Origin of the sequence: Erwinia sp. 198 (genome assembly GCF_003937915.1) — a bacterium.
GTDB classification, from domain to species: Bacteria; Pseudomonadota; Gammaproteobacteria; order Enterobacterales; family Enterobacteriaceae; genus Erwinia; species Erwinia aeris.
In genome coordinates this window covers 26,963-50,508 of record NZ_RHUM01000002.1, presented here as the reverse complement: position 1 = coordinate 50,508, position 23,546 = coordinate 26,963, and the positions used below count along the sequence as shown (strand labels likewise).

Below are 23,546 nucleotides of genomic sequence, written 5' to 3'. Positions count from 1 at the left end.
AACCGGTTAAAACTCCGCAGGCTCGCCGGGCAACGGCTCCGACAACGGCAAGCCTTCAGCACCCGCATAGAAGATGACCAGCTCAGCGGCTTCGTCAGTGGTATAGCCGCGATGAATATCGCCCGTTGCCTCGTTCAGCGCTTCGCCTGCTTTTACTTGATGCGTTCTGCCGCTCTCTTTATCTTCGATGGTCAGCTGACCAGAGAGCAAATAAGCCATATTTGGCATTGGATGCGAATGCCAGGGCAGCGACGTATGCGGCGGAATAGTCATCTTCATTACCGTAAGCTGGGGTTTGCCGGCGGGATAAGCGGTATAGGGCGTACCGTTCCAGGCTTCGCTGGTTTGAAGCAGTTCGGTAGTCTGGATTGTTTCCGGATCGTTCTTTTGGTCAGTCAAGGCGGTCTCCTTTATAAAATAGCGTCCTCATGTTTAACTTAGTAGAAGATCGGCCGCCGTGTCACAAAGGAGATGCCGCTCGCCTCTTCCAGGCAGAAAAACAGCGCCCGGCCTCCCCCTTAAGAAGAAAAAATGCCGGAACAACCACGTTGCGAAATGACCGTTACCTGCCAGGCTTTTACTGACATTTTGTATCAGCATTAAACAATTTCAGACACTTTCAGTTTACGGAGACAAAATGAAAGGAACCCTGCCTTTGATCGCCCTGCTGCTGTGCGGCTGCGGCGCGCACAATTCGCCCTCGCAAGTTACCAGCCCAGGCGCCCCGACCTCGACGGAAAAAAAACTGCTGGATACCGGTGCGGCAGCAATGCAGTCCCGCCCGCCCATTGACGCTATTAACGCCTATCTGGACGGCTTTCATTTCTATAACGGCGATCGCAATGGTCAGATGGAGGCGCATCATTACGTCACTATTCTTAACGACGACGTGATGCAGGCGGTAATATACGACGGCAACACGCGCGATGCGAAGCTGATGGGCGTGGAATATATTATCAGCGAAAGACTGTTTAAAACGCTGCCGCCGGAAGAGAAAAAGTATTGGCACAGCCATCAGTATGAGGTGAAATCCGGCACGCTGATCGCACCTGGCCTGCCGCCGCTGGCTGAAAAAGCGCTGATGTCGCGTATTGTTAATACCTATGGCAAAACCTGGCATACATGGCATACCGATCGTGATAAAACGCTGCCGTTGGGCATTCCGGCGCTGATGATGGGCTTTACCGCCGACGGCCAGATGGATCCGCGTTTGCTGATCGATCGCGATAAGAGATTTGATGTGGACACGAAGAAAATCAGAGCGTCACGCAAAGATATCATTGCGCATCCGGCAGCGGCAGGCGCGAACGCCTGGGAACAGGGTGATACCGTTCAGCTGAAAAGCGTCAAAGGCGGCGGTGATATCGCGCATGGTGAAACCCATTTTACCACCTCAGAGCAGACCCGCAGCGGCAAGCTCTGAGCAAGGCGGGGAAACGGAACATGTGCGCCATCGCGCATGTTCCGCGTGCGCTAATCCTGTTGTTTGCCCTGCCCGGCATAGTTAAACAGCCGATCCCTCGCCAGGTTCTTCATTTTCACTTCGCACATGATATCGAAATCTTTGAACGATAAAGCCCAGTCATTCAGCGTATCGTTAAAATAATAGTCGGAGTGCGCCCGCAGTTTGGTTCTTGCTACGCCTAATTCTTCCTGATTTGGCCAGCCGTGTGGCGGAATGATACCTTCCTGTGAAATCGAATAGTGCAGCACCGGCCTGACGCCGCGCCAGGAAGCTTTTATCTGCGGGATACGCGGATCGTCTGGCCGGATAAATTCGTTCTCTTTTACCCAATGGTGATGAATATCCAGCACGATGGGACAGAGTTCTTGCGCCTGAAGCACATCATCCAGCGAGCAGGAAATCTCATCGTTTTCCACCGTCAGCATGTTTTTCGCTTCCGGGCTAAGGCGGTTAAACGCGGTTTTAAATCCCTCAAAACCGCCCTTGCCGTTCATATGGATATTGATTTTAAAATCCTGGAAGGTTTTGCCGTAGCCCATCAGCTTCGCGCACAGCGTATGATACTCTACGTCTTCAATGGCTCGTTCCACCACCAGTGGATTATCTGACGCCAGCACGGAATATTGTCCCGGATGGAAAGAGAGGCGGATATGATGGGCTCGGGCGAAATCGCCGCATTTGGCCAGCGCCGAATACAGTTCCGGCAAATAGTCCTGATACAGCTCGTTCGCTTCCGGCACCGTAAATAAAGGCAGCAGATCGCTCCCCAAACGCATCATACGGAGCGCTTCCGGCTCTTTCGCCAGCGCTTCCAGCGTCAGGTAAAGATTGCTGAGGTTATGCTGCGATATGTCGCTGATTAGCGCCAGTCGCGCTGCTTTATCCAGGCTTAAAAATCGGGTGCGCGTGGTGGCTCTTAATGGAAAAGGCTGTTTTGCCTCGGTATTAAAATATTTACAAGCAAAGCCCAGTTTCATGATTACTCCTGTTGAGACACCAGAACTGAGTGTAACAACTCAGGAAGAATTGTGGGGCGTCAGGCTGCCGGTCGCGCGGTTTTTCAACAATATTGGGAAAACGGCGACGCCCGCGTGACCACGCCCCGGCAGTTTGCCCCCTTCCTCAGCAACAGGCGCGACGGCCCGATGGCGATCGTTTCTGACTATCCGGCCATCTGTGACGCTCCGAATACTGAAACCGACTGTCAGCCGGATCTCTACCGCAACAGAAAGCAGCGTTAAAAATTATCGTGGCGTAAAGGGAATGGCATCGGTCAGGTCAGTCAGGCAATGATTACCAGGAATAGTCTTAAATGATATTTAACGCTGTTAAATCAGAATGTTGTTATATAAATTCAGGGTGAATCCCAGCCTGTGTTTGCCGGAGAAAAATACTTTGCATGACGGTCTGTTAATTAGCGTCGGCGAACGGATACGTCTGTTCCGCAAACGCAAGCAGCTAAGTCAGATTGCCCTGAGCAAGCGTAGCGGCATCGATCGTACTTATCTTAGCGATATCGAAAACGGCAAGCGTAATATCAGCTTGCTGACCCTGAATAATCTGGCTCTGGCGCTCGACGTGCCGATTGAAGTGCTGGTTTCTCGCCCGCCAGCGACGCTTTAATAACCAACACGTCTGCACCATGCTATTCGCGGCCGCGCTTATTACGCTATTACCCCCTATGGTGCGGCCCGGGCGCCATCATGCCGGGCGCTTTACCTGCGCAAGCTGAAAACTTATCTATACTTTTCAATCCAGAGCCTGATGTCATTCGGTGAGCCATCATGGTTTTATGGCTCAGGCCGCCTATATATTCTGAACAAGGGACGTCGAGTGAAAAATAAAACCTACCGCTCTCCCGTGCGCAAAGAGGGTTTTGCCGGTCTCGGCGACTATGCGGCCATCGGCGAGGGGCGCTCCGTGGCCCTGATCGCGCCCGATGGCGCCATCGACTGGTGGTGCGCACCCAATCTGGACTCGCCGCCGCTGTTCGATCGCATTCTCGATCCCGGCATCGGCGGTTTTTTCCAGCTGGAGCCCGAAGGCAGCTACCGCGTCGAGCGGCGCTATCGCGAGGACAGCAACGTCCTGGAAACGCTATACAGCACAGAAAGCGGCTCGGTTCGCCTCACCGAATCGCTGAACAGCTCGCTGGCGGGCCGTCTGCCGTGGAGCGAGCTGGCGCGACGTGTGGAAGGCGTTGAAGGCGAAGTTGTGCTGAACCTGCGCCTTAAGCTGGGCACGATGGCGGAAAGCCGCTCGCCGTGGGTAGCGGATACCCATCACGGCGCGGTTTTTCATATCGGCGATCTGATGGCCATGCTGCGCACCAGCGAAGACGTAACGATTAGCTGGCTGTGCGATGAAGCGGTCGAAGGACGCCTGGTTACCTCCCCCGGTTCGCATTCGCTGATAGCGCTGCTGGCGAGTGAAAAAGAGCCGTTAGCCGTGCCGGATCTCACGGCGATCGACGACAGGATTGAAACCAGTCATACCGCCTGGCGCGACTGGGTCAACCATCTTTCTTATCAAGGGCTGTTCTCGCCGCACGTTAAGCGCTCCGCGCTGTCGCTAAAATTTCTCTGGTATTCGCCAACCGGCGCGCTGGCGGCTGCGGCGACGTCATCCTTACCCGAAGGCTTTGGCGGCGAGAAGAACTACGACTATCGCTACGCCTGGGTGCGCGACGCCTGCCTGATCATCAAATCCTTCGTCTACCTGGGGGCGCTGGAAGATTGTAAGGCCGCTTTCTCCTGGCTGACGCACACCATTATCCGCCACGGCGTGAAGCTGCGCGCCTGCTATACCCTGGACGGTAGTCTGGTGCCGGAAGAGCGTTACCTGCCGCTCCGAGGCTATGAGGATTCGCAGCCGGTGCGCGTGGGTAATAATGCGCGCGATCAGGTGCAGCTCAGCATGTATGGCGATATGCTTGCTACCGCCCGGCTGTTTATCCAGGCGGGCCACGTGCTGGATATTGCCACCTCACGAATGCTTGGCGAACTGGCCAACTGCTGCGCTGACAGCTGGCGGCAAAAAGATTCGGGGATCTGGGAGCTGCCCGACGAACAGCACTACACCCACTCCAAAATGGCCTGCTGGCTGGCGCTGGATCAGGCCGTCGCGATGGCCGAAGGCAAACATATCGAACCTACCTGGGTTGCCCGCTGGGAGCGCGAGCGCGATCGCATCCGCGACTGGATCGAAGAGCACTGCTGGTCGGAGAGCCGCCAGGCCTATCTGTTTTATGTCGGCTGCGAAGACAAGCTGGACGCCTCGCTGGCACTGATGCACCAGTATGGCAACAGCGTCAATCCCGAACGCATGCTGAAAACTTATGACGCCATCCGCCGTGAGCTGGGCCACAACAGCGCTATGCTGTATCGCTACAGCGGCGTGGAGCAGGAAGAAAGCACCTTTGTGGCCTGCTCTTTCTGGCTGGTGGAAGCCTGCGCTTCAATGGGGGATACAAAACGCGCGGAAGCGTCCATGCATGAAATTCTGGAAAGCCTGTGCGACAGAGGCAACGTGGAAATCTTTAACGAGATGTTTGACGTCAGAACCGCCAGCTGGCGCGGCAACCTGCCGCAGGGGCTTAGCCATCTGGCGCTGGTCTGCGCGGCCCAGGCGTTAACCGAAGCCAAAGGCGAATGAAAAAAGGTTAAGACAGGGATGGCTCTCGCGTGGCCATTCTTGCCGCCAGGCGCTGGCTTATTGACGCAGCGCTAAGGCTTTTCTTTATAGCCAGGCCGCTGCCCGCGCATCGGCAAGGTACGCCTGGCCAGGCAAAGCATGGGTAACGGCGGCATCCGGCAGGTTTTCAGGCTTGAGCGCACAGGCGGCTTTTGCTTTCGTTTGCGCTTTTCCTAATACGGCAGCCCTGTCCTTTACGCCTGCCTGATAAACAGCCTGAAACCGGGCCGTGTCATGCGGATGGAGCCGGCCAGCTGCATGCGCATATCAGGGTTGGAATTGGCCTTCGCAATTTATGTACGCCATGGATAGTATGGCGTTCTATGCTGCCCTGAGGCGCGCAGGCAGAAAGCAACAGCGCCAGCGCGCTGATTATCTTTACGTCCTCGTCATCCCTGCTTTAACTGATTGCTATTCCCCTGGGTATGGTCGGGCAAATTTTGCACAACTCGTATCCGGCAAGCAAGTCACCATGACCGAAAGCCGTGAGCTGTGAGCTGTGAGCTGTGAGCTGTGAGCTGTGAGCTGTTGCCATTTTTTACCTCAGCCGCCTTCAATGCCAATATGTTTTTTCATGCTAAGGACAGCAGATTTACTCGTTAAGCGTCGCGCAACCGATTTGTTATGGTGCGCTGAAGACTTTTACGGGGAAAACCATGAAAAATTATCTTGTTAGCAGCGTTGCCGCGCTGGTTATGGCGGCAGCTTCACAGCAGGTGCTGGCAGCAAGCCAGCCGGAAACGGTCAATATTGGCTATCAGAAAGCGAATATTTTCGCGCTGCTGAAATATCGCGGCACGCTGGACGATGAATTTAAAAAACAGGGCATTCAGGTACGCTGGGTGGAATTTCCGGCCGGGCCACAAATGCTGGAAGGGTTGAACGTTGGCAGCATCGATCTGGCGGCGACCGGCGACGCGCCGCCGGTTTTTGCCCAGGCCGCGCAGGCCGAACTGGTCTATCTGGGCCACTCGCCCGCTAATCCTGAAACCGAAGCCATCGTGGTGCCGCAGGCTTCTCCCATTAAAAACGTCGCCGATCTGAAAGGCAAGCGCGTGGCGCTGAACAAGGGCTCGGACGTTAACTATCTGCTGATTACCGCGCTGGAAAAAGCCGGGCTGAGCTATAAGGATATCAAGCCGGTTTATCTGCCGCCTGCCGATGCCCGCGCCGCCTTTCAGCGTGGCGCGGTGGACGCCTGGGTTATCTGGGATCCTTACCTGGCGGAAGTAGAAACTCACGCCAGCGCCAGAATAATGAAAAACGCGGAAGGACTGGTGCCGCACTACACCTTCTATCTGGCCAGCCGTAAATTTGCGGAAGCGCACCCGCAAACGGCGGAAAAGGTGCTGGGCGAATTGGGCAAGCTCAGCGACTGGGCTAACGGCCATCCCGAAGAAACGGCGAAAATCCTCTCGTCCTCAACCGGCCTGCCGCAGCCGATCTGGCAGAAAGCCCTCGCCAGAATGCCTTTTGGCGCGCAAAGGATGACCCCGGAAGTGTTCAGGCAGCAGCAGGCGCTGGCCGATAAATTCACGCAGACTGGCCTGCTGCCGGTAAAGGTGGAAGTCAGCAGCGCCACCTGGACACTGGATAAGCAACCACACTGAGCCTGACCCGGCCTTGCTACGGGCGGCACGGCGCTGTCCGTCATCAATCTTGCTGGATTTCAGTCAGTTCCGGCACCGGCTCAGCGTAACGATTGACTTTAAACGGCAGCCCCAGCCTGCCGCGCAGCGTGGTTTCGTCAGAAGGCCGTCAGTAGCCGCATGCCGCCAGTATCGGCAGTACATCACGCGTGATATCGCGTAGCGACTCCACCAGCACCGGGCCGCTGAGGATAAAACCGCTCGCGCCGCCCTTTTCCACCCATGCAATCAGCGCGTCGGCCACCTGCTGCGGGGTACCGAAGAATTCGCCGCGCGGCAGCGTGGGTAGTGGTCACGCATGAGATAGGCTTCGCGCGGCAGGTCGCCGATCGCGTGGTGTTTATGGTGGACGGCAAAATTATTGAAAGCGGCAGCGCCGAGCGGGTGCTGAATCGCCCTGTTCATCAGCGTACCCGCCGCTTTCTGGAAAAAGTGCTGTAGGCGAAAGGCAAATATTCTGTCTCTTTTTAGCCCCGGTACAGCTCGGCCACGGTCATTGTAAAGACCAGCCGGCTGTTGGTCTCGTTAGCATAGCGGTGCGCCATATCCGTTCTGGCGACGGCCGAGCAGCCCGCGTTGACCGTCAGCGCGGCGTTTTCGGTTTGCAGGTTCAGCGTGCCTTCTTCAACATGCAGCAGCTCCAGCGTGCCCGCCGGATGACCCGTCGAGGAAAAGCTTTCGCCCGGATGCATTTCCCAGCGCCACAGCTCAATCATATCCGGCCCGCGCGTGCCGGCCAGCAGGCGCGCGGAACCGCCCTTTTCGCCCTGCCATAGCGTAGGGATCTCCTCGCGGGTGATAAGCCATGCGGCAGGCGAATCAGTAACGTTAACGATATCCGCCACCGACAGGCCAAGCGCGGCGGCAATTTTACATAAAATACCGATACTGGGGTTCGCCGTACCCTTTTCGGTTTCCACCAGCATCCCTTTACTGACGCCCGCGCGGCGGGCCAGCTCGTCCAGCGAAAGCTTTTGCGCCTTGCGATGGGTTTTAATAGTGCGCGAGACGGCAGCGCTGACGCTGTCGATATCGGCTCCCGCATCGGTCGCTTTATTGACTTTTTTGGTCATTGGTCATTAGTATAGGATAAATTAGTCACCGAAGGATTATGGAATGATTACAGTCACCCCGTCAATCGCCCCGGCTATTGCCGACCTTGCACCGGGCTTTCGCGCCCTGAGTATCGCCGTTAAAGCCGCGCCGCTGGCTGACCCCTCGATTGCGCAAGCGTTTCTTGCACAGGCCTGCGAGGCGGTGCTTGCCGATTCGCCCGCCTGGGCGGCAGCGCACCTGGCCGACTGGGCGGAAACCTTTAAAAAGTTCGGCGCCAAACCCAGGCGCACACCCTGTTCAGCGGAAGCGCTGCGGAAACGCGTGCAGCGCGACGGTACGCTGCCGGGCATCGATCCGGTGGTCGATCTGTACAACGCTATCAGCCTTCGCTACGCCATTCCGGTCGGCGGCGAGAATATTGCCGCCTATGTGGGCCAGCCGCGCCTGGTGATAGCCGACGGCAGCGAGCTGTTTGATACGGTTAAAGAAGGCAGCGCGGCCGTGGAGTCACCGGAGGTCGGTGAAGTTATCTGGTGTGACGACCAGGGCGTGACCTGTCGCCGCTGGAACTGGCGTCAGGGCGTGCGTACCCGGCTGGATGCTCAGGCCACGCAAATGTGGTTTGTACTGGAAAGCCTGCCGTCAATGCCGTATGAGGCGCTGCTGGAAGCGAGTGATGAGCTGATCCGCGGCCTGACGTTGATGATGCCGGGCGTGCAGACTGAGGTAAAAACGATTGGGTCGGGCTGTTTGAATAGCGGCATCTGATTTTGTTGCCCGCAGCGCCTGACTATTTTGGCGCTGCGCTTTTGTATAAAAACCGCCGACGATACGTTTCATAATTATCAAAACATAAGTCGTAAACCAGTGCATAAAAAAGAGAGATCGCCCTCCCGAAAAGAAAGATTCTGCTTTTGCTGTAAAAGCAGGGAATGATAGAGTTCTTCAGCTTATAAACGCAAGGAGAGCAGAATGAGCGGGCAGGAAACCAAATCACGACATTTAACGTCTGGAGAAATCAGGCTGGCAGAAAGTATTTTCAAAAACGCTATCAATTACTCCCGGGTTACAGTTCATAAGGGCAGCTACTTCCCATTTAATCTGCAGAATAAAGATACGGCCGTTACGCCTGACGGCGAGATATATTTTATGCCACAACGTTATTGTTCTGACTTTTCTCAGACTCTGCCGTATGAGCAGCACTGGTTTATTCACGAAATGTCTCATGTATGGCAATACCAGACAGGCCTTAACGTAAAGCTGCGAGGCACACTGAGCTGGGCAGTTTCTTATCGCTATTCACTGCCCAACTATAAGCTAATTTCTGACTACGGTATGGAAGCACAGGCCTGCATCATTGCCGACTATTTCTGGCCAATAACGTTTGGTCGATCGAATTTTGAAGCGGTAGCTAACTTCGAGGGTCTTATCGGGCCCGATCTTCTTGCTAAGTATGAATGGGTAATGCGGGGGTTTCTGAGCGATCCTTCAGCTAAAAGGGATTTACCATGATAAAAATAACGCTAGCCTGCGTGATGCTGGTGAGCGGCTGTCACCTTGAAAAGCCTTACTTTTACCCGCTGGACGTCGAGCTAAAAGAAAACATGCCTTGCTTTTCCGCGCCTTATAATATTCAAAAAAAAAGCCGCCTGCTCCAAAACAGAGGCGTATCCGTAACAAAAATCACCGGAAAAAAATGGCAAACCTTCTGGCAATCTGAACCTCAGTCTACCTTGCCTGTGATTCCGGTAGGCGAATGCGTTTCTTATCCTGACATTAACTGGCAGGAGGGGGATTACGCCATACTTATGGGAATATCCACGAATAACGATGCTGAAAGATACAGGTTAAGCAAGACTATCCGACTGCAAAAAGATAAAGCCGGCAATTTTATGCTGCAGGAGATCCGGCAGCCTGATTTATAATATCGTCGTTCCGTTAGCCATCGACAACAAAGGCACTGCCTGTTTTCTGTGCTGACTGATGGAGGTTCTGTAAGTGTGCGAGCGCCACTAAAGGCCGGTTTCCCGGCCTTTTTTATTAAACAGCAATCAGTTATTAACAGGAATAACCGCGCCTTTATATTTGGTGCGGATCCAGTCCTGGATTTGCTTAGAATGCAGCACCGTCACCAGCACTTTAATATCCGGCTTATTTTCGTCGCCGCGATGCACGGTGATAATATTGGCGTAAGGGTTATTTTCGCCGCTCTCAACTGCAATCGGATCTTTTACCGGATCCAGGCCTGCGTCGATAGCGTAGTTAGCGTTAATTACTACCGCATCGCCTTCGTCGTTATTATACATTTGCGGCAGCAGCGCGCCTTCCACGTTAGCCAGGAACTTCAGATGTTTCGGGTTTTCCACGATATCGCTGATGCGCGCGTCAACTTTGCTCACGCCCGGCTTCAGTTTGATGACGCCTTCTTTCTCAAAGATAGAAAGAATACGCCCTTCTTCCGATACTGCGTCGCGCATAATGACTTTGCCATTCTGCGGCAGATCTTTCAGCGATTTGTACTTTTTAGAGTAGATGCCGATCGGCTCGATATGGATTGCGCCCGCGCTGACAAAATCATAGCTCTTGTCGTCGGCATGATCTTTCAGCACGCTGTTCAGATAAGGTACGTGCTGGAAATAGTTCGCATCGATATCGCGGCTGGCCAGCGCGGTGTTCGGCAGGATGTAGTCCTGGAAAGGTTTGATTTCCAGATCGATGCCCTGCTTCGCCAGGATCGGTTTGGCCTGCTCCAGGATTTCCGCGTGCGGCACGTTGGATGCGCCGATGGTCAGGGTGTCTGCCCATGCGCTCAGGCTCAGCGCGCCCAGGGTTGCCGCAGCCAGCAGCGTCAGTGTCTTTTTCATTATTACTTCCTTCGTGAGTTAGCGTTTGTCGAGCCGTGTTGTGATGAAATCGCCAATAAACTGAATAATAAAAACGATAATCAGGATCATAACCGTCGCCACCAGCGTGACATCGCTGTGGTTACGCTGGAAGCCTTCCAGATAGGCCAGGTTACCCAACCCGCCCGCGCCGATTACCCCGGCCATCGCGCTGTAGCTGACCAGCGCAATCAGCGTTACCGTCATACCGGAAACCAGCGCCGGTGAAGATTCCGGCAGCAGTACGCGAAAGATCAGCGTGCTCAGCCGCGCGCCCATTGAGCGGGAAGCCTCAATGACGCCTTTATCCACTTCGCGCAGGCCAATTTCGACCAGGCGAGCATAGAACGGTGCCGCGCCGACAATCAGCGCGGGCAAAGCCGCATCCGCGCCCAGAATGGTGCCGATTAACGTTTTGGTGAACGGGATCAGCAAAACAATCAGGATAATAAAAGGAATGGAGCGGAAAACGTTAACCAGCACCGAAATCACCGAATAAACGGCGCGGTTCTGAAACAGGCCGCCGCGCGCGGTCAGAAACAGCGCCAGACCGAATAAAATGCCCAGCACAAAGGTCGCCAGACCGGACAGCGAGGTCATATAGAGGGTTTCACAGGTTGCCGCCCAAAGCCGCTCAAGCTTCAGATGGGGAAAAAGCGTCTCAGTCATGGACCACCTCGGTCATAATAGCGTGGGCGTGTAAATCGGCCAGGATGTTTTCCAGCGTGCTGCCGGTGGCGGCAACCTGTAACCACAGCTCGCCGAAAGTGCCGTTGGTGGTTTGCGTCATCTTGCCGTGCAGAATATTAAAAGGCATACCGTATTTCAGCGTCAGTTCGCCTACAATCGGCTGCTGCGTGTTTTGGCCGACAAAGGTCAGCTTCAGCACGCTACCCGCCGTGCGGTCAATCAGTTCAGGGTTAAACGGCGTCTCGGCACTGCTGTACTCTGCCGTTTGCTTGACGAACTGCCGGGTAATCGGCTGCTGCGGATGAGTAAATACCGACAGCACTTCGCCTTCTTCCACAATTCTGCCCGCTTCCATCACCGCCACGCGGTGACAGATTTTACGCACTACGTGCATTTCATGCGTAATCAGCACGATAGTCAGCTGTAGCTTGCGGTTGATATCCAGCAGCAAATCGAGGATGGCGTCAGTGGTCTGTGGATCCAGCGCCGAAGTCGCCTCATCGCACAGCAACACTTCCGGATTATTAGCCAGCGCGCGGGCAATACCTACGCGCTGCTTCTGCCCGCCGCTCAGCTGGGCAGGATAGGCGTGCTCTTTGCCCTTCAGGCCGACCAGTTCGATCAGTTCCTGCACGCGCGTTTTAATGGCGGCCTTGGGCGCGCCGGCGATTTGCAGTGAAAAGGCAATATTTTCGCTGACGGTACGCGACCACAGCAGGTTAAAGTGCTGAAATACCATGCTGATTTTCAGACGCGCCTGACGCAGCGCTTCGCCCTTCGCCTGTGCGATATCTTTACCGGCAATAGTGACGCTGCCGGAAGTCGGTTTTTCCAGTCCGTTCAGCAGGCGGATCAGCGTACTTTTCCCCGCGCCGCTGTAGCCGATAATGCCGTAAATCTGCCCCTGTTCGACGGTGAGGTTAACATCGTCAACCGCCGTCACCGGGCCAGCCGCAGCGTGAAAGGTTTTGGAAACATTACGCAAAACTATCATTTGTCGCCTGTTTTATCCCGTGTTGTGCAGCCCGCAGGCTGGTTAATAAACTGACTGTTTTTAATATGTTATTGGTGATGCTTATGATACGGGATAGCGTCAGGCCGGTCGCGGGTCAGCAAAGACCCAAATACCATGATATATAGCCAAAAGGCATAAGGTAGCTGGTGCTGGCGCGGCCTGTCCGCATCATAGCTGTGCTGTTTATAGCTGATTCACTATAGCGGTTTTTATCACTACTTCATTTCAGCAAAGCAGCCAAATATTAACAGTATTAACTGGAGCGCAATGTTACCAGCTATTAATGCGATTTGTCTTTCTTGCCGTCTGGATGGCTATTAATCGCGCAATAAATAACCATTTATTAACGTGTGTACTGCCATAAAATGCCGCCTCGCTGTTGCCGACAGCCCATAGTAAGATTTTGAGACAATAATCTTTACATAGTAATTTGTTGAAAAGTAACATTGTTACACCCAATCACGCCTTTCTCCGCACCGGCTATCTTTGCAAAACTTTGCATCCTCTATGCTTGCCTTACCTGTTACTCACTTATTAAAACCTTATGCAGAAAAAATTTTGGTTCACCCTACCTTCCATCACCGGGATTGTCGTCGGCCTGTTCGGCCTGGCTTTCCTGGTGCTCGGCGGCTGGCTGGCAACGCTGGGTGGCACGCCCTGGTACCTGATTTTTGGTGCCGGTTTCTTCCTTAGCGGCATTTTTATTGTTAAACGCCGTCCGGTCGGTCTCTGGCTTTACCTGCTCTCCTTTCTGATTTGCCTGGCCTGGTCGCTGTATGAAGTCGGTCTGGACGGCTGGAAGCTGATGCCGCGGCTTTTCGCGCTGGCCGTACTGGGCGTCTGGTGCAGCCTGCCGTGGATCGTCCGACCGGTGATGCACACGCAGCGCCGCGCAGGCACCCTGGCTGGCGTGGTCTATCTGGCCGCTATTGTGCTGGTGTTCTGGTCAGGCTGGCACGTAACGGCAACGCGCTTTGTGCATCATCAGCCGGTATCGGCAGCTCAGGCCGCGATCGCGACAGATAATGATAATGACTGGCAGCATTATGGCCGTACGCGCGATGGCCAGCGCTTTTCGCCACTGACGCAGATTACGCCCGCCAATGTCGGTCAGCTGCAGCCCGCCTGGCAGTTCCATACCGGCGATACCCTGCGTAAAGGGGAAGATAAAGCGGGACGCGAGTTCAGCTTTGAGGTGACGCCCATTAAGGTTGGCAACACGCTCTTTATCTGTACGCCGCATCGCCAGGTGATTGCGCTTGACGCCACCAGCGGCAAACAGCGCTGGAAGTTCGATCCTGAAGTGGATACCTCGGCCAATGAATATCTGGCCTGCCGCGGCGTGGCTTACAGCAAGGCTGTGGATGACAGCACCTGCCCGGAAAAAATCATCACCACCACCAGCGATGCCCGCATGGTGGCGCTGAATGCGCAAACTGGCAAACCCTGCACCTCGTTTGGCAACAAGGGCTACGTCAGCCTGACCGACCATATGGGCCAGGTGCCGCCGGGCTTTCATTTTATTACCTCGCAGCCGATGGTGATGGAAGGCCGCATCGTGCTGGGCGGCTGGATATATGATAACCAGACCACCGGCGAACCCTCCGGCGTGGTACGCGCTTATGACGTAAAAACCGGCCAGCTATCCTGGGCCTGGGATCTGGGCAGAACGCCGCAGAACGCGCCGCTGAAGCCTGGCGAAGAGTATACGCACGGTACGCCTAACGGCTGGGGAACCTATACGGCGGACGAAAAGCTGGGCCTGATTTACATTCCGCTGGGCAACGCGACGCCGGATTATTACGGCGGCAAACGGCGACCTTTTGACGAGAAGTATTCCAGCGCGCTGGTGGCACTGGATATTCATACCGGTGAAGAGCGCTGGCATTTCCAGACCGTGCATCATGATGTCTGGGATTTCGACGTGCCGGTTGGCCCAACGCTGGTCGACCTGCCGGGCAAAAATGGCGAAACCGTGCCTGCGCTGGTGCAGACCACCAAAATGGGCAAGCTGTTCCTGCTGGATCGCCGCAACGGCAAACCGCTGGCGCAGGTGGATGAGAAGCCGGTGCCGACCTCACCTTCGCTGCCGGGCGAGCATTTGTCGCCTACGCAGCCAGATCCGGTCGGCATGCCGAACCTTGCGCCGCCAAATCTGAAAGAAACCGATATGTGGGGCGCAACGCCGATCGATCAGCTGATCTGCCGTATTCAGCTCCACCGCTATCGCTATCAGGGCCAGTATACGCCGCCTGCGGAAGGCACCTCCATTGCCTATCCCGCCTTTGACGGCGTCATGGACTGGTACGGCGCTTCGGTGGATCCGCAGCGGCATTTACTGATAGCCAACACCAGCTATATTCCCTTTACCATGGAGCTGATGAAGCATGACGAGGCGATCAAACAGGGCCTGATGAAGCCGTGGGCAGGCTGGGCCAGCGGGCAATCCTATCCGAAACCCAAAGAGTTCGCCGTAGGGCCGCAGTATGGCACCGGCTGGGCGGCCGTGGTGAAACCCTGGCTGACGGCGCTGGGCGCACCTTGCAGCGCGCCGCCGTGGGGCAAGCTGATCGCCATCGATCTCAACACCCGGAAAATCGCCTGGGAAAGACCGGCGGGCACCACGCGCAATATGAATATTTTCGGCACCCATACCAACGCGCCGTTGCCAACCGGCATTTTTATGATGGGCGGCAACATCATTACCCGCAGCGGGCTGATATTTATGGGCGCTACGGCGGATAACTACCTGCGCGCTTTTGACGAAGCCACGGGCCACGAGCTGTGGAAAGCCAGGCTGCCTGCGGGTGGCCAGGCGACGCCGATGACCTATACCGGTAAGGACGGTCGTCAGTATGTGGTGATTGCGGCAGGTGGACACGGCGGGCTGGGTACCACTTCCGGCGACGCGCTGGTCGCGTACGCGCTGCCGAAAAAGTAAGCATAAAAAACCCCACGCGGCATCGTGGGGTTTCTTTTAGTTCGTCCCTGCTTCCGGGCGTTTTAACGGCTTAGCGTTCAGGATATCTCTTCCGGCAGCAGCACATGTCTTTGCTTTTTCTTGCGTTCTTCCTCGTCCGGCGGCGTTTTGCGCGTGTGCTTAAGCATGGCAACGTGGCGGGCGAAATCCTCATGAACTTCCTGGCTTTGTAAATTCACCGACGCCGCACCGTCCTCATCGATCAAAATACGTTCGCCGTCATTTTTAGCTTCCTGCATATCGTTGCGGGACATGGCGTTAAGCAACCTTTCCGGGCTGGTAAATACGCTGGCGATCATTTTTAACACGGGCTCTCCTTTTCTGAGCGGGCATCTTCAGATAGCTCATATTACAGGCTCTGCTGCCGATACCGGTTATTTCTCTGCTTCAACCAGTATAGAGGAATATTCAGCGCTGGGTCATCAGGAGACGGAAGTATCAGAGGGAGCGGAAGTGAAGGTAAGCGCAACCGCCACCGTCCGGAGGGCACGATGGCGGCAAGCCTGCGCACGGCAGGCGCATTACACTTTAGCTGCGGCGGCTCTTCTCGCCACCTTTTTTGCCGGCTTCAGAGGCTTTTTCACGGTCGTTTTTAAAGCTGCCGCTGCCGCTACTGCTCTGTCCGCCTTTTTTACCTGCTTCTGACGCCTTTTCACGATCTTCTGCGAAATTACCTGAATTTGAATTACCACGATGCTGAGTCATACAAATGTCCTCTTCGTGTTAAATAATACTCAATGGTTTTTTCTCAATTATTTAATTCCGGGGGGAATTAAAAATCAGTGAATGTGTTACGTAGTTAAATCTAGCAGCCACGCTTATAATTGCAAGGAAACGGCGGCATAAAAATAAGTAAAAATTATGACCTGATATCTTGTTGATTAACAAGATAAATCACAAAAAAAACCTAATCGATTTTAATTTTATATTTAAAAAATACTTATCCCGCCTCAGGAATTATTAGCTTATACACGGAGCAAATAAGAAAATATTAATCCTTCACCAATTTCTGCCGTTTCGTTATAACCTACTGCCGCTTCGTTCTTTTTTTACTTTCTTCTGCGTAACAGCGTTGCGGACGCCGCTGCCTGGATACTGGCCTGGCACCTTCCTGATAATGCCAATAACCACACAAATAGCTGGACTTAATTAACGAATTTTTACAAAATCGATTAAACCGCCAGTGGCTCCGCGCCAGCGAAGAGCGGACACCATTTTTTTCTTCGGCCACGGCCGGACGGCTTCAGGGAATAGCGATTCTGGTTCAGCGCGCAGCATGACTGCCGCACAATCAGCCCCTTAACTGTGCATAGTACGGTGGAGCATGGAAAAACAACATTTTCTGACCCGTTTGGGACAATGGCCGAAGATCCAGTTTTCCGAAGTTTGTATCACTGCCTGCGGCGGTAGCGTCCAGCCTGAACTCTACGTGCGCGACCGCGCCGAGCCGCCACGCTGGCTGTTTATCCGCCGCCTCGGCGACAGCGAGAACCACGACGGCTTACTGGCCCTTTACAGCCAGTGGCTGACGGAGTTTCATCAACAGCGCGGCACCGATTTCTGTTTGCTGCCGCCCTTTGACAGGGCTTTCAGGGACGAGCTGCCGGCACAGAATTCGGACAAGCCTCCAAAAACGCCGCCTGGCGCCGCATTGCGGCCATTACTTATCGCCGAACGTTAAACGCCCCCGGCCCCTTCTTCCCGTAAAAATTTATCTATACTTTTCAGCGGAAGCCTGACGCTCAGGCAAGATAGATAAAAAGGGAGAGCTTATGAAAGCTTTAGTCTGGCATGCTGTCGGCGACATTCGTCTTGATGATGTCCCGGAGCCAGCAATAGAAAAATCAACCGATGCGGTGATCCGCCTGACGGCTTCCGCTATCTGCGGCACCGATCTGCATTTTGTTCGCGGCACCTTCAGTAAAATGCAGCCCGGCACCATTCTGGGACACGAAGGCGTTGGCGTAATCGAAGCGCTCGGCGACGACGTCCGCAATTTCGCTGTCGGCGACCGGGTAGTGGTTTGCTCGACCGTTTCCTGCGGCACCTGTCCGCCCTGTCGGGAAGGCAATACCGCCCAGTGCGATAATGCCAACCCCAATGGGCCTGCCGCCGGTACCTGTTTCTTCGGCGGCCCGGCCGCGACAGGCCCGGTAAACGGGCTTCAGGCGGAAAAGGCGCGCATTCCCTATGCCGCCAATACGCTGGTAAAAATTCCCGATAACGTCAGCGACGAGCAGGCGCTGATGGTTAGCGATATTTTCCCCACAGCCTGGTTTGGCGCGGAAGCGGGCGAAATCAAAAAAGGCGATGTTGTCGCAGTCTTTGGCTGCGGTCCGGTCGGCCAGTTCGCTATCGCCAGTGCTTTCCTCAAGGGTGCCGCCCGCGTGATTGCGGTGGACGGCCATGCCGATCGCCTGGCTATGGCGCGTCGTCAGGGCGCATTCACGGTCAATTTTGAAGAAGAAGATCCGGTAGAAACCCTTAAGCGTCTGACGGGCGGCATCGGCGCGGACTGCGCTATTGATGCGGTCGGTGTAGACAGCCAACATGCGCACCACGGCCCGGCAGCGGAAGAGGCGCAGCAAAAAGCGGAAAAATTTGCGGCGGAAGTGGATCAGGTTGCGCCGGAAACGCATCCGCAGGCGGGCAGCTGGGTGCCGGGCGACGCGCCCACTCAGGCATTGGAATGGGCTATCGCCACGCTGAAAAAGGCCGGCCGTTTAAGCATTATCGGTGTTTATCCGCCGGAAGCGGAAACTTTCCCTATCGGCAAGGCGATGAATAAAAATCTGACCCTTAAGATGGGCAACTGCAACCATCACACTATTATACCGGGCCTGCTGGAACTGGTACGCACCGGTGCCATCGATCCGGTTAAGGTATTAACGAAAGTAGAACCGCTTAGCGACGTACTTGAAGCTTATAAAGCCTTTGACAAGCGTCAGCCAGGCTGGATTAAAACCGAACTCGTGCCACAAAGCTGACAACTCTGCCCCGTCATCGCGGCGGGGCCACTAGCAACGGGGTCTCTCAATGGATAAGGAATTACTTAATACTGCCGAAAGACTCGGCAAAATTTTACTACAGGCCGGGGCCAAAGTGGCCGCCGCCGAATCCTGCACGTCAGGTCTGGTCAGCTCCGCACTGGGCGCGGCAAGCGACAGCAGCAGCTATTTCACCAGCGGTTTTGTAACTTATACCGACAGCGCCAAACACCGCATTCTGCACGTCAGCGAAAAAACGCTCCAGAAATACACGGCGGTAAGCGAGGCGACCGCGCGCGAAATGGCGGCCGGCGCAAAAGAAGTGTCGGGCGAAAAAGCCAGCATTGCGGTAACCGGCTATGCCGGGCCGGACGGCGGCGAAGATGGCACGCCTGCGGGTACGGTGTGGTTTGGCTGGGGCTTGCCGAATGGCGAGGTGCATGCGCTAAAACAGCATTTTTCCGGGGATTGCGAAGAGGTGGTAAGGAAAGCCGCCCTGTTTGCTCTGCAACATCTTACTGAACTGCTACAAAACCAACGCTGAACGGCACTGGGCGAACCTTAGCGTTCGCCCTTAAGCGTGTTACGGATCGCCAATCTGTTTTACCGCGATTTCCGTTTGCTTATTTTTATGTTTTACAAAACCGCTCACCCGTACCAGATCTTTGGCATCGTACTTTTCTCCCCCCCAGGCAGATTCGGGAATAACCAGATTAATATTGCCTGATTTATCCTGGAAGGTATAAATATTACCAGAAACCTTTTTGATGATGTTCCCTTCCATCGTCACCCAGGAGCCTTCCTTCAGCGTGCGGACCGACTTCACCAAACTCTCGTTAGTATCTTCCGAGCCTTTATAGCCTGCATCCTGCTTGTGCGGCGGTGGCGGCGTTTCTCCCGCTTTAAATCCCCCTTTGTCCTCGGCCATAACGTTCAGGCTAAGGGCAAGCAGCGCGGCCAGCGTAAGCACTTTTTTCATAAACACTCCTTTCGTTTAAAAAGTCCGATCTTGTTTCTGCATCACTTAAGCCTGGCAGAAAGCCGCTACTTTTCAGGTACAAAGTGTAAAAAACCTGAATTAATCAGGTTTTATCAGACGAATCGCGTGTTCCAGCACCTTCTGCTCGTCCCGATCTGCATCTGTTCGCTCATGGCGCGTTCTGACCAGCAGGTTTGCCAGGATATCCCGGCTGGTATTGTGTCCGCTTTCAGCCAGCACGATGGCCGCATCGCCAATCACCCGACAGACTTCGTCATAATATTCTTCGCTCAATACATCACGTTTCATAAGACCTCGCTTTTTAAACCAGCATCTTTTCCGCCTTGAAGGAAAAGCCGACCAAAAGTATTAATCCTGAAACGTCGTATCGCCATTGGGCCACCCGGCCCGGGCGACTTATTGTGATGGCAATCACAATAAATCGCCGACGCATCCGGAGGGTCAGCGGCTATAGAACGGGAAGGCGCCAAACAGCAGGCCGCCTGCCAGCAGAGCCATACTGACCAGGATCCCCCACTTAATGGCAAAGCGCTGATGGTCGCCAATATCCACTTTCGCCAGTCCAACCAGCAGATATACCGAAGGCACTAACGGGCTGAGCAGATGGAAAGGCTGGCCGATGATTGAGGCCCTGGCGATTTCTTCTGCGCTGATACCATAGTTCAGCGCCGTCTGGGCAATCACCGGCAGGATGCCGAAATAGAACGCATCGTTAGACATAAAGAAAGTGAATGGCAGGCTGACCAGCGCGGTGAAGATCGCCAGATAAGGCCCGAAGCTATGTGGGATCACCGCCAGCAGGCTTTTCGCCATCGCGTCGACCATGCCGGTGCCGGACAGAATGCCGGTAAACACGCCGGCGGCGAAAATCAGCGAGGTGACCGCCAGCACGTTGCCTGCATGGGTATTGATACGTGCTTTCTGCTGTTCCAGCGATGGGTAATTCAGCATTACCGCGATAGCAAAAGCCAGCATAAACAGGATCTGGATAGGCATCAGTCCGGTAACCAGCAGCACCAGCAGCACGGTGGTCAGGATAAAGTTAGGCCAGAACATTTTTGGCCGCCGGTTCGCTTCGCATTCCTGCGCGTCGCCCAGACCCAGCTCGATATTATCCAGATGATCGTTATCAAGTTTCATTACCCCCAGCCTTCTGCGCTCGCGGATGCCGAACAGCACCGCCATCCCGACAAGCGTGACGCAGCCCAGAAACATGGCGGGCAGCATAGGGATAAAGATGTCCAGCGCATCAATATGTAAGGCCGCCGCCGCGCGCGCCGTTGGGCCGCCCCACGGCGACAAATTCATAATGCCGCTGGCAAGGTTGACCAGACAGGTCATCGCCAGCACATTCATGCCCAGCTTGCGATAGAGCGGCAGAAACGCCGCCACGGCAATCATATAGGTAGTGGAGCTGTCGCCGTCCAGCGAGACCAGCAGCGTCAGAACCGCCGTGCCTACCAGTACCTTAAGCGGATCGCCGCGCACGATTTTCAGGATAAAGCGTACCAGCGGGTCAAACAGCCCGGCGTCGATCATCAGGCCGAAGTAGAGAATGGAAAAGGTCAGCATCACGCCCGTCGGCGCCAGCGCTTTTACGCCATTCAACATCATTTCGCCAAGTCCATGATAATAACCTGCCGCCAGCGCGAAGACCGTCGGCACGATAATCAGCGCGATCAGCGCCGACATCCTTTTGGTCATGATCAGGTACATGAAACAGGTCACCATCGAAAAACCCAGTATGGTCAGCACATTACTTCCCCTCTTTCGAATGCTTATCGCGGGCTGCGGCACGACGGCCATCAGCAAAAGTTATCGTTCAAATCCGGGCAGGTATAAAAAGTAAGACGGGCGTTTCCGCCTGTCGCGTTAAGCTATTGTTTTATGGCTGTACCACCCGAATGTTGATAATAATATGTAATAAAAAATCATCATTTTTTTAACAAAGAACAGTGACGACGATCGGCTTTACCGGCCGTAAAAGCGGGTTATTGTGATTGCGATCAAACTACCTGTGGCCCTGAAAGAGGGAAGAGAAGAAAGGGTAAAACGTGGGCCCTGTGTAGCGCTCGGATGCGTTTTCGACTGCAGTAAAGGTGATACATTACGACACCGGACAGCGAGATGCGGCAGCCCGGCACTCTTTTTACAGGGATCAGTACTGCTTTTATGTGACAGCGTCACTTATAAAGGACCATTGTTTCCTGTCAGCATCTCTTATTTTGTGACAGCGTAACAAATAAAGGTGAACATATCTTTTTATCCCGTTAATATAAGTGACACCGTCACGCAAATCGTTAGCACCCTCCTTTTAATTATGTTCTTTAATAATCCTGCTTTTCATAAGCTATGGATGCATTCGTACCAACACGAAAGCATTGCGTTACCGTGTCACCTCTGTACAACCCTTTGATTTTGCCTGACAGCCGATATATTCCTCTGCCCCACCGGCCATAAGACTAAATCTTTAGCGCAATTTGCCGATAGAGAAAGCATCCTATTTTCTTTAAGGCTAATCAGATGTCCCTGAAAAGATCGTCGCTTTTAGTTCTGCTATTCCTGTTTATCATTTTTTTTACCAGCATGATCGCTAACGTCTGGCTGCTAACCCGCAGCAATACGTCACTGGATGCCGTGAATAAAGAGATCCGCGTAGTGCTGTCTATTATCGATCCTATTAACCACAGCCGTACCCTGCGCGTACGCCTGATGGAAAATATGAAAACGATGGAAAACAGCGGCAATCTGCAGTCTGAGCAGACGATTAGCGGGCTGAACGAGGTGCTGGGCAAAGCGGATAAAGCTTTCCAGGCCTATCTGGCCGCGCCGAAGCTGGATGGCGAAGCCAGCCTGGCCGATGAGTATCGCACCACCTATGAAACCTACCGCCGTCAGGGTATCGATCCGCTGCTGGACGCGGCTAAAACCAACGATCAGGCGCGCTTTAAAGCGCAGCTGCCGACCGTAATCAGCCTGGATCACCAGTATGAAGTCGTGCTGGATAAAGTGCTTGCGCTGCACGAGCAGTACGCGAAGCGCCTGAACAGCGACGCGCAGGATCACTTCACCTTTGGTATCGGCCTGATCGTCGCCTTCGGCGTGCTGTTCCTGGTGGTTATCGCAGGCGTACTGATGTTTCTGAAGCGCTACGTGCTCAGCCCGCTGGACAGCGCTAAAACGCACTGCAGCCAGATTGCTCAGGGTATCCTGGATACACCGGTGCCGGTGGTGGCCTCTTCCCGCAGCGAAATTCAGGATCTGATGGGCACCATGGAGCAAATGCGCCGCTCGCTGACCGATATCATCAGCCAGGTGCGTAACTCCACGCAGACCGTGTCGCACGCCTCGCAGGAAATTGCCGCCGGTAACGTCGATCTGGCTTCGCGTACCGAGCAGCAGGCCGCTGCGCTGACGCAGACCGCCGCCAGCATGGAAGAGCTGGGCGCGACGGTAAAACAGAATACCGAAAACGTCTTTGAAGCCAGCCGCCTGACCAGCGAAGCGGTGAAGAACGCGAAAACCGGCGAAAAAGTCTCGCAGGAAGTCATCGTCACCATGGGCAAAATCAACAGTAGCTCTAGGAAGATTGAAGACATTACCGGCGTGATTAACAGTATCGCTTTCCAGACCAATATCCTGGCGCTGAACGCGGCAGTGGAAGCGGCGCGCGCGGGTGAACAGGGCCGCGGCTTCGCGGTAGTGGCGGGCGAAGTTCGCAACCTGGCGCAGCGCAGCGCGGTAGCGGCAAAAGAAATTGAAAGCCTGATTGCCGAATCGGTCGCCAATATCAAAGCCGGCTCCGATCAGGTCAGCCGTACCGGCGACGCTATCGGCGCGATTATCGCCTCGGTAAGTCAGGTCGATGTACTGATGGATCATATTTCGACCGCGTCTGACGAGCAGAGCCGCGGTATCAGCCAGATTGAACAGGCGGTAACCGAGATGGACAGCGTGACCCAGCAGAACTCCGCGCTGGTGCAGGAGTCGGCAGCGGCTTCCGCCTCGCTGGAAGAGCAGGTGCACTTCCTTAACCACTCTGTTTCCACCTTCCGTCTGTCCGAAGTGTAATTTCCTTACCCCCGGCATCCCGCCGGGGTTTCACTATAACAATAAGCCTTAATGCGCC

The 23,546-nt window shown here is 54.6% G+C and carries 23 protein-coding genes and 3 pseudogenes; 14 read left to right on the top strand and 12 right to left on the bottom strand.

The genetic code is table 11. The features are described 5' to 3' along the window. Nucleotides 1–6 precede the first annotated feature (6 nt). A complete protein-coding gene (locus EGK14_RS02760; RefSeq protein WP_233598432.1) occupies nucleotides 7–399 on the bottom strand; it encodes a cupin domain-containing protein in 393 nt (130 codons plus the stop codon). Nucleotides 400–637: 238 nt separating this feature from the next. On the opposite strand from EGK14_RS02760, the gene EGK14_RS02755 reads away from it, so the two are divergent. After that, nucleotides 638–1,423: an OBAP family protein gene (locus tag EGK14_RS02755; RefSeq protein ID WP_125287546.1), complete on the top strand. Its 786-nt coding sequence runs from the start codon at nucleotides 638–640 to the stop codon at nucleotides 1,421–1,423. 50 nt (nucleotides 1,424–1,473) lie between these two features. Here the strand turns inward: EGK14_RS02755 and EGK14_RS02750 are convergent, their stop codons facing one another. Beyond that, nucleotides 1,474–2,442, bottom strand: a complete 969-nt coding sequence (locus tag EGK14_RS02750) for a UV damage endonuclease UvsE (RefSeq protein ID WP_125287545.1) — start codon at nucleotides 2,440–2,442, stop codon at nucleotides 1,474–1,476. A 51-nt stretch (nucleotides 2,443–2,493) separates the two neighbouring features. Between EGK14_RS02750 and EGK14_RS02745 the strand changes: the two genes are divergently transcribed. The 4 genes from EGK14_RS02745 to EGK14_RS02730 all read left to right on the top strand — a co-directional run bounded on the left by EGK14_RS02745 (nucleotide 2,494) and on the right by EGK14_RS02730 (nucleotide 6,768). Further along, the gene (locus EGK14_RS02745) at nucleotides 2,494–2,706 is read left to right on the top strand and encodes a hypothetical protein (protein WP_125287544.1); all 213 of its coding nucleotides are present in this window, start codon (nucleotides 2,494–2,496) and stop codon (nucleotides 2,704–2,706) included. Nucleotides 2,707–2,860: 154 nt separating this feature from the next. Further along, nucleotides 2,861–3,088: a helix-turn-helix domain-containing protein gene (locus EGK14_RS02740; protein ID WP_199746345.1), complete on the top strand. Its 228-nt coding sequence runs from the start codon at nucleotides 2,861–2,863 to the stop codon at nucleotides 3,086–3,088. Nucleotides 3,089–3,298: 210 nt separating this feature from the next. After that, the gene (locus EGK14_RS02735) at nucleotides 3,299–5,119 is read left to right on the top strand and encodes a glycoside hydrolase family 15 protein (RefSeq protein ID WP_125287542.1); all 1,821 of its coding nucleotides are present in this window, start codon (nucleotides 3,299–3,301) and stop codon (nucleotides 5,117–5,119) included. Nucleotides 5,120–5,814: 695 nt separating this feature from the next. Beyond that, a complete protein-coding gene (locus tag EGK14_RS02730; protein ID WP_125287541.1) occupies nucleotides 5,815–6,768 on the top strand; it encodes a sulfonate ABC transporter substrate-binding protein in 954 nt (317 codons plus the stop codon). Nucleotides 6,769–6,811: 43 nt separating this feature from the next. On the opposite strand, the pseudogene EGK14_RS02725 reads toward EGK14_RS02730, so the two are convergent. Next, nucleotides 6,812–7,090 (bottom strand): annotated as a pseudogene (locus tag EGK14_RS02725) (LLM class flavin-dependent oxidoreductase); the annotation flags it as partial. On the opposite strand from EGK14_RS02725, the pseudogene EGK14_RS02720 reads away from it, so the two are divergent. Then, nucleotides 7,090–7,248, top strand: a pseudogene (locus tag EGK14_RS02720) (ectoine/hydroxyectoine ABC transporter ATP-binding protein EhuA); the annotation flags it as partial. The pseudogenes EGK14_RS02725 and EGK14_RS02720 sit on opposite strands and share 1 nt — an antisense overlap. 26 nt (nucleotides 7,249–7,274) lie before the next feature. Here EGK14_RS02720 and EGK14_RS02715 read toward each other — a convergent pair. Then, on the bottom strand, nucleotides 7,275–7,880 hold the full coding sequence (locus tag EGK14_RS02715; RefSeq protein ID WP_125287540.1) for a helix-turn-helix domain-containing protein: 606 nt from the start codon (nucleotides 7,878–7,880) through the stop codon (nucleotides 7,275–7,277). A gap of 43 nt (nucleotides 7,881–7,923) precedes the next feature. On the opposite strand from EGK14_RS02715, the gene EGK14_RS02710 reads away from it, so the two are divergent. The 3 genes from EGK14_RS02710 to EGK14_RS02700 all read left to right on the top strand — a co-directional run bounded on the left by EGK14_RS02710 (nucleotide 7,924) and on the right by EGK14_RS02700 (nucleotide 9,788). Further along, nucleotides 7,924–8,631 carry a B3/4 domain-containing protein gene (locus EGK14_RS02710; protein WP_125287539.1) on the top strand — a complete coding sequence of 236 codons (708 nt, stop codon included), beginning with the start codon at nucleotides 7,924–7,926 and terminating at the stop codon, nucleotides 8,629–8,631. Between the two features lie 204 nt (nucleotides 8,632–8,835). Further along, nucleotides 8,836–9,375: a hypothetical protein gene (locus tag EGK14_RS02705; protein ID WP_125287538.1), complete on the top strand. Its 540-nt coding sequence runs from the start codon at nucleotides 8,836–8,838 to the stop codon at nucleotides 9,373–9,375. Then, nucleotides 9,372–9,788, top strand: a complete 417-nt coding sequence (locus EGK14_RS02700) for a putative T6SS immunity periplasmic lipoprotein (protein ID WP_125287537.1) — start codon at nucleotides 9,372–9,374, stop codon at nucleotides 9,786–9,788. The genes EGK14_RS02705 and EGK14_RS02700 overlap by 4 nt, the downstream gene beginning before the upstream one ends. A 126-nt stretch (nucleotides 9,789–9,914) precedes the next feature. Here EGK14_RS02700 and EGK14_RS02695 read toward each other — a convergent pair whose 3' ends face one another. The 3 genes from EGK14_RS02695 to EGK14_RS02685 are packed head-to-tail and all read right to left on the bottom strand — an operon-like array spanning nucleotide 9,915 to nucleotide 12,429. Beyond that, nucleotides 9,915–10,727 carry a MetQ/NlpA family ABC transporter substrate-binding protein gene (locus tag EGK14_RS02695; protein WP_125287536.1) on the bottom strand — a complete coding sequence of 271 codons (813 nt, stop codon included), beginning with the start codon at nucleotides 10,725–10,727 and terminating at the stop codon, nucleotides 9,915–9,917. A gap of 18 nt (nucleotides 10,728–10,745) precedes the next feature. Continuing rightward, nucleotides 10,746–11,414: a methionine ABC transporter permease gene (locus tag EGK14_RS02690; protein WP_125287535.1), complete on the bottom strand. Its 669-nt coding sequence runs from the start codon at nucleotides 11,412–11,414 to the stop codon at nucleotides 10,746–10,748. Then, nucleotides 11,407–12,429: a methionine ABC transporter ATP-binding protein gene (locus tag EGK14_RS02685; RefSeq protein WP_125287534.1), complete on the bottom strand. Its 1,023-nt coding sequence runs from the start codon at nucleotides 12,427–12,429 to the stop codon at nucleotides 11,407–11,409. The genes EGK14_RS02690 and EGK14_RS02685 overlap by 8 nt, the downstream gene beginning before the upstream one ends. Before the next feature lie 565 nt (nucleotides 12,430–12,994). Here EGK14_RS02685 and EGK14_RS02680 point away from each other — a divergent pair. Beyond that, the gene (locus tag EGK14_RS02680; RefSeq protein ID WP_125287533.1) at nucleotides 12,995–15,391 is read left to right on the top strand and encodes a membrane-bound PQQ-dependent dehydrogenase, glucose/quinate/shikimate family; all 2,397 of its coding nucleotides are present in this window, start codon (nucleotides 12,995–12,997) and stop codon (nucleotides 15,389–15,391) included. A gap of 158 nt (nucleotides 15,392–15,549) precedes the next feature. Here EGK14_RS02680 and EGK14_RS02675 read toward each other — a convergent pair. After that, a pseudogene (locus EGK14_RS02675) lies at nucleotides 15,550–15,738 on the bottom strand (hypothetical protein); the annotation flags it as partial. Between the two features lie 220 nt (nucleotides 15,739–15,958). Then, entirely contained in the window at nucleotides 15,959–16,135 is a 177-nt protein-coding gene (locus tag EGK14_RS02670) for a general stress protein (protein ID WP_125287532.1), read from the bottom strand. A gap of 619 nt (nucleotides 16,136–16,754) precedes the next feature. Here EGK14_RS02670 and EGK14_RS02665 point away from each other — a divergent pair. From EGK14_RS02665 to EGK14_RS02655, 3 genes are all read left to right on the top strand, one after another. Next, nucleotides 16,755–17,111, top strand: coding sequence for a hypothetical protein (locus tag EGK14_RS02665; RefSeq protein ID WP_125287531.1), 357 nt, complete (start codon nucleotides 16,755–16,757; stop codon nucleotides 17,109–17,111). A 91-nt stretch (nucleotides 17,112–17,202) separates the two neighbouring features. Next, entirely contained in the window at nucleotides 17,203–18,417 is a 1,215-nt protein-coding gene (locus EGK14_RS02660; RefSeq protein ID WP_125287530.1) for a zinc-dependent alcohol dehydrogenase, read from the top strand. Between the two features lie 49 nt (nucleotides 18,418–18,466). After that, nucleotides 18,467–18,961 (top strand): CinA family protein, encoded by a 495-nt coding sequence (locus tag EGK14_RS02655; RefSeq protein WP_125287529.1) that lies wholly within the window; start codon nucleotides 18,467–18,469, stop codon nucleotides 18,959–18,961. A gap of 39 nt (nucleotides 18,962–19,000) precedes the next feature. On the opposite strand, the gene EGK14_RS02650 is transcribed toward EGK14_RS02655, so the two are convergent. The 3 genes from EGK14_RS02650 to EGK14_RS02640 all read right to left on the bottom strand — a co-directional run bounded on the left by EGK14_RS02650 (nucleotide 19,001) and on the right by EGK14_RS02640 (nucleotide 21,172). Then, entirely contained in the window at nucleotides 19,001–19,396 is a 396-nt protein-coding gene (locus EGK14_RS02650) for a YgiW/YdeI family stress tolerance OB fold protein (protein WP_125287528.1), read from the bottom strand. 99 nt (nucleotides 19,397–19,495) lie between these two features. Beyond that, complete coding sequence (locus EGK14_RS02645; RefSeq protein ID WP_125287527.1) at nucleotides 19,496–19,705, bottom strand: DUF2767 family protein; 210 nt, start codon at nucleotides 19,703–19,705, stop codon at nucleotides 19,496–19,498. Between the two features lie 153 nt (nucleotides 19,706–19,858). Beyond that, on the bottom strand, nucleotides 19,859–21,172 hold the full coding sequence (locus tag EGK14_RS02640) for a CitMHS family transporter (RefSeq protein ID WP_125287526.1): 1,314 nt from the start codon (nucleotides 21,170–21,172) through the stop codon (nucleotides 19,859–19,861). A gap of 768 nt (nucleotides 21,173–21,940) precedes the next feature. Here EGK14_RS02640 and EGK14_RS02635 point away from each other — a divergent pair. Next, nucleotides 21,941–23,488 carry a methyl-accepting chemotaxis protein gene (locus EGK14_RS02635; RefSeq protein WP_125287525.1) on the top strand — a complete coding sequence of 516 codons (1,548 nt, stop codon included), beginning with the start codon at nucleotides 21,941–21,943 and terminating at the stop codon, nucleotides 23,486–23,488. The last annotated feature ends 58 nt before the right edge of the window (nucleotides 23,489–23,546 follow it).